General features: G+C 68.3%; 6 protein-coding genes and 1 pseudogene. 4 read left to right on the top strand and 3 right to left on the bottom strand.

Annotated elements, in window-relative coordinates; translation table 11 throughout:
• A pseudogene (locus tag FJV41_RS26490) lies at positions 1-462 on the top strand (efflux RND transporter periplasmic adaptor subunit); the annotation flags it as partial.
• Positions 463-485: 23 nt separating this feature from the next.
• On the top strand, positions 486-1,691 hold the full coding sequence (locus FJV41_RS26485) for an ABC transporter permease (protein ID WP_141645341.1): 1,206 nt from the start codon (positions 486-488) through the stop codon (positions 1,689-1,691).
• 48 nt (positions 1,692-1,739) lie between these two features.
• On the opposite strand, the gene FJV41_RS26480 is transcribed toward FJV41_RS26485, so the two are convergent.
• Positions 1,740-2,510 carry an SDR family oxidoreductase gene (locus FJV41_RS26480; RefSeq protein WP_141645340.1) on the bottom strand — a complete coding sequence of 257 codons (771 nt, stop codon included), beginning with the start codon at positions 2,508-2,510 and terminating at the stop codon, positions 1,740-1,742.
• 191 nt (positions 2,511-2,701) lie between these two features.
• Between FJV41_RS26480 and FJV41_RS26475 the strand changes: the two genes are divergently transcribed.
• Positions 2,702-3,928 (top strand): metallophosphoesterase, encoded by a 1,227-nt coding sequence (locus tag FJV41_RS26475; RefSeq protein ID WP_141645339.1) that lies wholly within the window; start codon positions 2,702-2,704, stop codon positions 3,926-3,928.
• A gap of 15 nt (positions 3,929-3,943) precedes the next feature.
• On the opposite strand, the gene FJV41_RS26470 is transcribed toward FJV41_RS26475, so the two are convergent.
• Together FJV41_RS26470 and FJV41_RS26465 are read right to left on the bottom strand one after the other, a co-directional pair.
• Positions 3,944-4,396 carry a hypothetical protein gene (locus FJV41_RS26470; RefSeq protein ID WP_141645338.1) on the bottom strand — a complete coding sequence of 151 codons (453 nt, stop codon included), beginning with the start codon at positions 4,394-4,396 and terminating at the stop codon, positions 3,944-3,946.
• Positions 4,393-5,940: an alkaline phosphatase D family protein gene (locus tag FJV41_RS26465; protein ID WP_141645337.1), complete on the bottom strand. Its 1,548-nt coding sequence runs from the start codon at positions 5,938-5,940 to the stop codon at positions 4,393-4,395. Before FJV41_RS26465 ends, FJV41_RS26470 begins: the two co-directional genes overlap by 4 nt.
• A 313-nt stretch (positions 5,941-6,253) precedes the next feature.
• Here FJV41_RS26465 and FJV41_RS26460 point away from each other — a divergent pair, with 313 nt between their 5' ends.
• Entirely contained in the window at positions 6,254-10,096 is a 3,843-nt protein-coding gene (locus FJV41_RS26460) for a G8 domain-containing protein (RefSeq protein WP_181790948.1), read from the top strand.
• Positions 10,097-10,101 lie beyond the last annotated feature (5 nt).

The raw sequence follows: 10,101 nt of genomic DNA, 5'->3' as shown, positions 1-10,101 counted from the left end.
GGAGGAAGCGGCGCGGAAACTCCGCCGCAGGGCCCGGCGTCGACGGGTGGCACCGAGGGCGCGCCCGTGGCGGGCGGCGACAAGGGCACCGTGGGCGCGGGCACGGCCACGCCGGTGAATGTGGCGACTCCGGCGACGGCCGCGGGTCAGGACGGCGCGGGTGAGGGCCGGCGCAACCGGGGCAACCGCGAGGGCCAGCAGGCCCAGGGCGACACGCGACCGGGGCTCGTCTTCGTGCAGGGCGCGAAGGGACCGGAGCCGCGCCGCGTGGTGCTGGGCATGAGTGACTGGGAGAGCTCGGAGGTCATCAGCGGGCTGGAGGCGGGCGAGCAGGTGTTGCTCGTGTCGGTGGCGCAGCTCCAGCAGCAGCAGGCGCAGCGCAACGAGCGGATGCGGCAGGCGGGCGGCGGAATGATGCCCGGCATGGGTGGTGGTGCTGGCGGTGGGCGCGGCGGTCGTTAGTCGGCGGGAGGAGGAGGCAGGTCATGGGTGAAATCATCCTTGTGGCGTTCGACGCGGTCCTCGCCAACAAGCTGCGGTCGCTGTTGACCATGCTCGGCATCGTCATCGGCATCGCGGCGGTCATCACCATGGTGGCGTTGGGCGAAGGAGCCCAGCGCTCGGTGGAGCAGCGGCTGAAGACGCTCGGGACGAATGTCCTGACGGTGCGCCCCGGCCAGTCCTTCTCGGGCGGCCTCGGTCGAGGTCAGGCGTCGATGACCATCGACGACGCGGAGGCGCTGCGCACCAACGCCAAACACATCCAGGCCGTGGCGCCGGAAATCGAGTCGCGCTTCCAGGTGGAGTACGGCGCGGGCAACGCGAACCTGTCGGTGGTGGGCACGTGGCCGGCGTACTTCGGCATCAACGAGTCCCGCGTCGTCGCGGGCCGGATGTTCACCGACGCGGAGGACCGGGGTCGGCGGCGCGTGGTGGTGCTGGGGGCGCTGGCGGGCGGGCAGCTGGGGATTCGCGACTCCTCTTCGCTGGTGGGCGAGACGATTCGCATCCGAGGCATTCCCTTCGAGGTCATTGGAGTGCTGGCGGAGAAGGGCTCCCAGGGCTTCTCCAACCCCGACGAGAGCCTCTACATCCCGCTGTCCACCGCGCAGTTCCGGGTGATGGGCAGCGACCGCATCCGCTCCATCGCCGTGCAGGCCATGAGCGAGAAAACCATGGACGACGCCATGGCGGAGATCGACCTCAAGCTGCGGCGCGAGCACCGCCTGCGTCCCGAGGAGCCGGCCGACTTCAACATCCGCGACCAGGCCTCGCTGCTCGCGACGGTGCAGGAGACGACGCAGACCTTCTCGCTGCTGCTCGCCGGCATCGCCGCCATCTCCCTGCTGGTGGGGGGCATCGGCATCATGAACATCATGCTCGTCTCGGTGACGGAGCGGACGCGCGAGATTGGTCTGCGAAAGGCGCTGGGGGCCACGGGCACGGACATCCTGCTCCAGTTCCTCGTCGAGTCCCTCGTCCTGTGTCTGGCCGGAGGCACGCTCGGACTGGTGCTGGGCGTGGGGGGCGCGGCGGTGCTCCAGAAGCTCATGGGATGGACCATGGTGGTGGCCCCCGAGGCCATCGTGGTGGCCATCGCCTTCTCCGCCACCGTGGGCGTGTTCTTCGGCATCTGGCCCGCGCGCCGCGCCGCGAGCCTCGCGCCCATCGAGTCGCTCCGCTACGAATGACACCTTCTCCCGGGAGCAACCCGACTGCTCCCGGGCGTCACACCCCGCTCAGCGCCCGGGACGCGCGCCCGGGTCCGCCTCGAACGCGGCGACGTCGTGGTAGTAGCGCTCGACCTCGGCCTGCGTGGACGCCTTCGTGAAGACCTCCGGACGCGGGTGGGCGATGGCGTCGAGGATGGCCTCCACGGCCTCCTCGACGGGCTGGGCCCCGGGCAGTGCGCGCGAGTCCGGCCCACCGCCCAGCGCATTGGCGCCGAACTCCGTGGCCACGACTCCGGGCATCACCACCGTGATGGAGATGCCTGGGTGCGTCTGGCGCAGCTCCAGCCGGAGACAGGCGCTCAGCGCATTCAACGCGTGCTTGGCCGCGCTATACGCCGAGCGGTGGGGCACCACGGGCAGCCGTCCCAGGGTGCTGGAGATGTTGAGAATCTGTCCGGCGTTGCGCGCCTGGAAGTGCGGCAGGACGGCCTGCATCCCATAGAGCGCGCTGTGCACGTTGTCGCGCCACATCGACTCCAGGTCCGCGTCGGTGAGCTCGGCCACGGAGCGGGTGATGCCGCGTCCCGCGTTGTTCACCCAGACATCGATGCGGCCGAAGCGTTCGAGCGCCGCGTCACGCAGTCGTTCCACCTCCGCGCGAGCCGTCACATCGGTGACGACGGCGAGCGAGTCACGGCCGGAGCGGTTGGCGACAGCCTCCAGCTCCGTCCGACGGCGCGCGGCCAGCACCAGCTTCGCTCCACGCGCCCCCGCGACCCGGGCCAGCTCCGCCCCGATTCCCCCACTCGCCCCCGTGATGACGATGACCTTGTCCATGCGTGTCCCCTCGTGACGCTCGCCTGCCCCACGGAATCTACCTGCCCGACGAGACTCTGGCGGATTCCCGGCGACGACGCCGAGGACTCTGTTCAATCGCGAGGACCCGGGCGCGGGCCTGTCACCAGGACGGCCATGGCGTGGGCACCGTGTTACCCTTCTCGTCCGCTCTCGCCTCGGGTCGCTCGCACATGCCGTTCAGGATCTTCTCCTTCTCGATGCTCATCGGGCTCGGCGCGGTGCTGGGCCACCTGTACCTCTACCGACGGCTGGTCCGTGAGCTGGTGCGGGGTCGCGCGGCCCGGTTCGTGGCCCTGGTCGTGCTGGGCCTCCTGACGCTGCTCCTGGGAATGCGGCGCACCGTGCTGGATGCCCTCCCCGAGGGATTCGAACGCATCGCGACGGTGACCACGTACACGTGGATGGGCGTGGCGCTCTGTCTGGTGATTGCGCTCGGAGCGACGGACCTCCTCCGGGCCCTCGTCGGCCTGGGACGGCATATTCAACGGCGCTACGCGGCCCCACCACCTGCGCCCACGACCACCGTGCCGGAGGCTCCGCCAGACGTCGAACTCCGGGTGGACGAGGAGCGGAGGAAGTTCCTGGGGCGCGCGCTGGCGGGAGGCGCCGCGCTCGCGGGCGGGGGGCTGGCGACGTACGGGAACTGGCGCGCCTATGCACCGCCGCTGGTGACGGAGCTCGCCATCAGGATTCCCAAGCTGCCGCGAGCGCTGGATGGGCTCACCATCGTCCAGCTCACGGACATCCACGTGGGCCCCTTCATCCAGCGCAGGTTCATGGACGAGCTGGTGCGTCAGGCCAACGCCCTCAAGCCGGACCTCTTCGCCATCACCGGCGACCTGGTGGACGGGGACGTGCCCACGCTGGGAGGCGCCGTCGCCGCGCTCGGAGCCCTGCGCTCCCGCTACGGCAGCTACTTCGTCACCGGCAATCACGACTACTACTCCGGTGACGCGGAGTGGACGGCGTTCCTCCAGACGCTCGACATCCAGTCTCTGCGCAACCGCCATGTCCGCATCGGCGATGCGGGGGCATCCCTGGACCTGGTCGGCGTGGACGACTGGAGCGGATGGAGACGGCGCAACCAGAAGGGCTACGACCTGGACCTGGCGCTCGCGGGACGGGCGCCGGACCGGGCGGCCGTGCTGCTCGCGCACCAGCCCGCGAACTTCAAGGTGGCCGCGGAGCGAGGGATGGACCTCCAGATTTCAGGCCACACCCACGGCGGGCAGCTCCTCCCGATGACGCTGTTCATCGGCCTCGCGTGGGAGCACGCGGCCGGGCTCTACCGGCACCAGGACTCCCACATCTACGTGAGCCGGGGCTGTGGCTTCTGGGGGCCCCCCATGCGCGTCGGCAGTCCCCCGGAGCTGGTCAAGCTCGTGCTCACCACGTAGCGGGCACGTGCGCCCTCACTTCGCCAACGAAGCCCGGGGCGTGTAGCGCCAGAACCGCTGGAGGTGGCCACAGCCCTGACAGGCCAGCTCCACTTGAAGCTCGCCGCCACGGGCGGCCGTGGCGGGGACGACGGTTCGCATGGACTGCTCCGCGCGCCCGCTGCACGCACGGCACACGCCCACCGTCTGGATGAACCGCGAATTGCGCGTCACCACGCCGTCCTCGCAGGAGCCACACCACCAGACGTGATAGTCGACGGCACCGCTCTGCTCCTGCCGGCGTTGCTCATCATTCAGATGGAGGTCATCCATCTCCTCGTCGAGCAGTTCCCGCGCCTGACCACAGTGCTGGCAGACCTCCAGCTCCGAGCGTTTCGACTCCCCCTGCCCTGCCGGACGATTCATGGAGAGCACGACGACCACGGCCGACACAAAGCCCACCAGCAGGACGACGAGCATGAGCATCATCGGTTCGGCTCCAGTTCCACGGAGTGCAGCGCCTTGCCCGTCAGGTCATGGATGGCGACGGTCATCACGCCACTGTCGCCCTGGATGCGGACGCTGCCGAAGTACTGCTGTCCTTCCCACGGTGCCGCGTTCATCACCGTCGCCGGCTTGTGCCACTTGACCTCCGGGCCAAAGGTCTCATCGAGCGGGCTGGGGCCGAAGGTGCCCGCGTTGAGCGGACCCGCGACGAACTCCCAGAACGGGTCGAAGTCGCGGAAGCGCGCGCGGTCCGGGTGATAATGGTGCATCGCCGGGTAGTGTACGTCCGCGGTGACGAACACCACGTTGCGCACCTTCCGCTCCTTCAGGAACGACAACAACTCCGCCAGCTCCAGCTCGCGTCCCAGTGGAGCACCCGGACCGTTGGCCCACGCCTCCATGCGGTAGCCACCATCCGGCAGCTTCTCCGCCGGGATGATGAGCCCCAGCGGCATGCTGGTCGCAATCACCTTCCACGTCGCCCGGGAGGCCGCCAGCGACTGCTTGAGTCCGTCGAGTTGCGCGCGTCCGAGGAACGTCGTCTCCGGTCCCTGCTGCTCCTGGCGATTGACAGAGTTCGGCGCCCGGAACGCGCGCACGTCCGGAATGAAGACATCCAGCAAGGGCCCCTGTGAGAGCTGGCGATGGATGCGACCCTCGGCTCGCGCGGCGCCTCCCACGGGCGAATACTCGAAGAACGCCTGACGCGCTCGCGCGCCGAGCACCCGTTCGTCCGAGACCTGCGTGTACCGAGGGTCGTCCGCGAGGCTGCGCCCCGGATACCAGTTGTTGCGCACCTCGTGGTCATCCCACTGGTACGCAATGGGCACGTCCCGAGCGAGGGCTCGTAGCGAGTCGTCCAGGAAGTTGTAGGCGAAGTTCCCGCGCAGCTCCTCCAGCGTCTCGGCGACCTTCGACTTGGCGGGAGTCACCTTGTTGCGCCACACGCGCCCATCCGGGAGGACGACCTCCGTCAGCAGGGGGTTGTCGGCATAGATGGCGTCGCCGACGTGCAGGAAGAAGTCGGGGCGCAGCGCATGGACGGCCGCGTAGCCTCGATAACCGCCCCACTCCGGGTTGATGCCCCAACCCTGGCCACACACGTCCGCGCTCCACGCGAAGCACACATCCTTGGCCGAGTCCGGTGACGTGAGGAACCGCCCGCGCCACTCCTCGCCGGTGACGCCGCCGTCCTCCGCGAGCACGCGCACGAAGACCTCGCGCCCCGCTGGCAGACCCGTGAGGTCCACCACGCCCGTGAAGTCCGTCGCGGCGGTGAGCGCGGCGCCCTCCACGCGATGCACGCCCTTCACGAGGCGGGAGTCCTCGCTCCACTCCACCACGAGCCGCGAGGCCCGGTCCGCCTTGCCCCAGACGGTGACGGCGCCGGTGCGCAGGTCTCCCATCTGCGCGCCCAGGGGTAGCGACGGCCCGGGACGTGGCGCGCGCACCGAGCGCGTCGAGGCACAGCCCGCGGCGGTGACGGCGAGCCCCTGGAGCACGGTTCGTCGAGTGAGGACAGTCATGGTGAGCACGCTCCGAGGAAGGAACCGGCCCTCACACTAGGGCCACTTCCGCCAGGCATCCAGCACCACCGCCGCCACCCGAAAGCCACGCATGAACGAGACCTCCGGCAAGAGTCGCGAGTTCCGGTCGCGCGTATGACGTGTCAAGTCAGCGACGCGAAGCAGCCCGCACTCGCGACGACGCCCCCCACCTGTTTGACGACGCCCCGTGATGACAGCCATAAATCCGCCCATGCGGACATTCTGGCTTTATCCGAAAAAGCTGCTTCTCTCATTGGCGCTGTGTTTCGCGCTTGAAGCCAGCGCCGCTGCCTTGAGCTCCGCGTCGGCGACCGCGTTCACGGTGCCCAACGGAACGTTCGAGGTGCCTGCCCTCCCCGCCTCGCCTGGGTACGCCTACGCCCCCGCCGGCTCTGGCTGGACGCTGGCAGGCGGTGCGGGACTCTCCCGGAACGCCACGGCGTTCACGTCGGGGAATCCCAACGCGCCCGAAGGCGCGCAGGTGCTCGTCCTCCAGGCCGCGGGAACGGCGTCACGCGCGTTCAACTTCACGGCGGGCTACTACGTCTTCAGCTTCTCCACGGCGCAGCGCGGAAACGACCCGACCAGCGCCCAGGGCGTCCAGTTGCTCGTTGACGGCACGGCCATCCTGACCGTGAGCCCCGTCAGCGCGACGTACCAACGGCTCACGGCCGGACCGGTGCTGCTCACCTCCGGGCCCCACACCGTCGAGCTGCGCGGGCTCAAACCCCAGGGCGGGGACACCGCCTTCGTGGATGACTTCAGGGCGTCGCGCGTGAGGGACATCAGCATCAGCGGCTTCGAATCGCCCGCCATCCCCACCAGCCCCGGCTTTGTCTATGCGCCCACGGGAAGCCCCTGGAGCTTCACCGCGGGCGCGGGCCTCGCACGAAACGGGAGCGCCTTCACCGTCGCCAATCCCGCCGCGCCCGAGGGCGCTCAGGTCCTCTTCCTCCAAGGCGGGGCCACGGCCACCACCGCCGTCACCCTTCCGCGCACGGGCTACTACCGCTTCCGACTGAGGGCCGCCTTGCGCGCGAATGACCCGACCCAGCCCCCGGCCAAGGACGTCCGCGTCACCGTCAATGGCACGGAGGTCGGCCACTTCCGCCTCGGGAGCATCCAGTACACCGAGCACGTCTCCACGGTGCTCGCGCTGAGCGCCGGGCCCGTCACGGTGAGTGTGCATGGTGAGGACACATCCCCGGGAGACCACACGGGGCTGGTGGATGACCTCCGGATGGAGATGGTCCACGACTGGAATGATGCCTACGTCTGGGGCGGCGCGGTGCCGACGGCGGGTGACACCGCCACCGTGGGCCTCGGCAGCGCGGTCAGCCTCCAGGGCACGCTCACTCCGGGAGCCGTCGTGGTGAACGGCGAGGTGCTCGGCGTCCAGAACCGGCCCGTGTCCCTCACCACGCGGTATGTGATGGTGATGGGCCCAGGCTCCCTGTTCGAGCTGGGCCAGGAGCTGACGCCCTACCCCAGCACCGCCGTCATCACGCTCAACGCATCCGAGCCCACGCTCGACGTGATGGGAATAGGCGACAAGTTCCTCGGCGCCATGACCAACGCCACCGTCCGGCTGCATGGCGAGGAACGGGTGAGCTGGACGCAGCTCCAGGGGAATGTGAGCGCGGGAAGCAACAGCCTGGTCCTGAAGCAGCCCGTCAACTGGCGGCAGGGCGACGTCATCGTCGTCGTGTCCAGTACCCGGAACTGGAACGAGGCCGAGCAGCGCGTCATCCAGTCCCTCGACGCAACCAACACGCGGCTCACCCTGACGAGCCCGCTCTCCCACGCACACAGCGGCGTGCAGAAGTCCTATTCCAACGGCTCACGCACGTGGACCGCGGACCTGCGCGCCCAGGTGGGCCTGCTCACTCACAACATCAAGGTGCAGGGAGATTCCACGTCCGCGGCCAACGGGTTCGGCGGGCACGTGATGATCATGGGCAGCTCGCGCGCGTTCATCAGCGGCGTCGAGCTCTTCAACATGGGCCAGAAGGCGAAGCTGGGGCGCTACCCGTTCCACTGGCACATGCTGGGCGCCGAGGGCGCCGGGCAGTACTTCAAGAACTCCAGCATCCACCACTCCTACAACCGCGCCATCACCATCCACGGCACCGAGAGCACGCTGGTGGAGAACAACTTCTTCCATGACCACATCGGCCACGGCGTGTTCCTGGAAGACGGCAGCGAGCGCTTCAACGTCATCAAGCGCAACGTGACGCTGCTCACCCGCCGTCCCGCGCCTGGAGAGCAGGTCACCCCCTCCGACAACCAATTCAACGCCGTCCAGAACCGCACGCCGGCCAGCTATTGGATCACCAATCCCCAGAACACCTTCGAGGACAACGTCGCGGCGGGAACCGAGGGCACGGGGTTCTGGTTCGCGTTCCCCGACAAGCCCATGGGCCAGTCCGCGGGGGATTCGCGATTCCGGGACATGCCCGTCCGGACGCTCCCGTTGATTTCGTTCAAGGGCAACAGCGCCCACAGCACCATGAGCGCGTTCGACATCTTCGACAGGCTGAGCCCTGACCATGAAATCGAGCCGAACCATGGCTGGTTGAACCCGGACCTCCACCTCATCGAGGACGGGACGTGGTACGCGAACGCGATGGCGCTCTACACGGGGATTGGCGCCGGGGGTTCGACAAGCAACCTCGTCTTCCGCAACAACATCATGGTCGACAACACCGTCGGCACCATGATGGCCAGCTACAGCATCGTCGAGCAGAGCCTGTTCGTGGCGGACTCAGGGGAGAACCTCGTGAGCGGCGAGCGGAGCGCCTACCGCGTCTATGACGGCGCGGGGCAGGTCCGTGACTCCCACTTCGTCGGGTGGACCGCGGCCAACGCCAATTTCCTCATGAACACGGGCGCGGCCATCAAGCACCCCAACCACACGTTCCTCCGGAACACGATGTCCCCCGCCGGGCCACCCCGCATCCGTTATTGTGACGAATCAGGCACGCTGTGCGATGCCACGGGCAAACCCACGCCGGGCACCCACGCCGGGCACCCCAAGCACCCGCGCGTCTGGTCCACCGTGCTGCGGGACCTCACGGGGAGCATCACCGGCAAGCCCAACACGGCCATCGTGTCCAACCATCCGTTCATGCTCGTGGGAGACGAGTACCAGCCGCCGAACTGGGAGTACGCATACCGGAGCGACCACCGGTTCGTGCTCTCCCTGCTCTACTACGACGAGAACCTGCAACTGAGCCCCAACCTCACCTGCACGCGCAGGAAGGCGGGGACCAACACCGAGCACGTCTACTACGTCGACGGCTACCGCGAATGGCATCAACTGCCCGTCATCGTCAACGAGGGCTATGAGTACACCTATGCCTACGAGTCGCTTCCATCGAACAAGTCAGTGCTGATGCAGATGGTGGACGCCACCCTGGGTGACTCGTACATCGCCCACTTCAAGGACTTCGGAAAGCTGGGGGGGCTCTCGTACTTTACCAATCAGGGGAGCTTTCCCCCTCGCGAATCCCTCGCCGCGCTCCGTGCCTCCACCGCCTCGGGGTACTACCTGCAGCCGGGCGGAGACCTGAGCATCAAGGCGGTGGCCACGGACAGCTACCAGGGGTTCATCATCTCCTGGATGACGGACTTCGTGGTTCCACCGCTCGACACGGACGGAGACAGGATGCCGGACTCCGTGGAGATTGGCGCGAACCGGCACGCCTTCGATGCCTCGGACCTCTCCGTGGAGTTCAACGCGCTGGGTGACACCGAAGGCTGGGTGGGCACCAACATCGCGGGACAAGCGGTGAGCGGTGGCGTGTTGACCGGAACCTCCAGCAGCGCCGACGCGATACTCATCAACAGCGACTACAACTTCGACGCCAGCCGAGTGGCGACGCTCCGGGTCCACATGCGGTCCTTCGCGCCCACCGGCGTCCAGTTGTTCTTCGCCACCGACACCCAACCCGGGTTCTCCGGCGCGCGCGTGGCGACCGTGGGCCACTCCGGCGGCGGCACGTACCAGACGCTCACGTTCAACATGCAGGGCGTCCCCGGTTGGAATGGGACCATCACCGACCTGCGCCTGGACCCGGTGTCGGGCTCGGGCATCGCGTTCGACATCGACTGGATTCGCGCGACGGCGCCGTAGCGCTC

Source organism: Myxococcus llanfairpwllgwyngyllgogerychwyrndrobwllllantysiliogogogochensis (assembly GCF_006636215.1).
GTDB lineage: Bacteria > Myxococcota > Myxococcia > Myxococcales > Myxococcaceae > Myxococcus > Myxococcus llanfairpwllgwyngyllgogerychwyrndrobwllllantysiliogogogochensis.
This window is presented reverse-complemented; position numbering and strand designations above follow the sequence as displayed.

Excerpts from the sequence above, each read along its gene's own strand:
- FJV41_RS26485 (WP_141645341.1), top strand. The coding sequence starts at position 486 with ATGGGTGAAATCATCCTTGTGGCGTTCGACGCGGTCCTCGCCAACAAG.
- FJV41_RS26480 (WP_141645340.1), bottom strand. The coding sequence starts at position 2,510 with ATGGACAAGGTCATCGTCATCACGGGGGCGAGTGGGGGAATCGGGGCG.
- FJV41_RS26475 (WP_141645339.1), top strand. The coding sequence starts at position 2,702 with ATGCCGTTCAGGATCTTCTCCTTCTCGATGCTCATCGGGCTCGGCGCG.
- FJV41_RS26470 (WP_141645338.1), bottom strand. The coding sequence starts at position 4,396 with ATGATGCTCATGCTCGTCGTCCTGCTGGTGGGCTTTGTGTCGGCCGTG.
- FJV41_RS26465 (WP_141645337.1), bottom strand. The coding sequence starts at position 5,940 with ATGACTGTCCTCACTCGACGAACCGTGCTCCAGGGGCTCGCCGTCACC.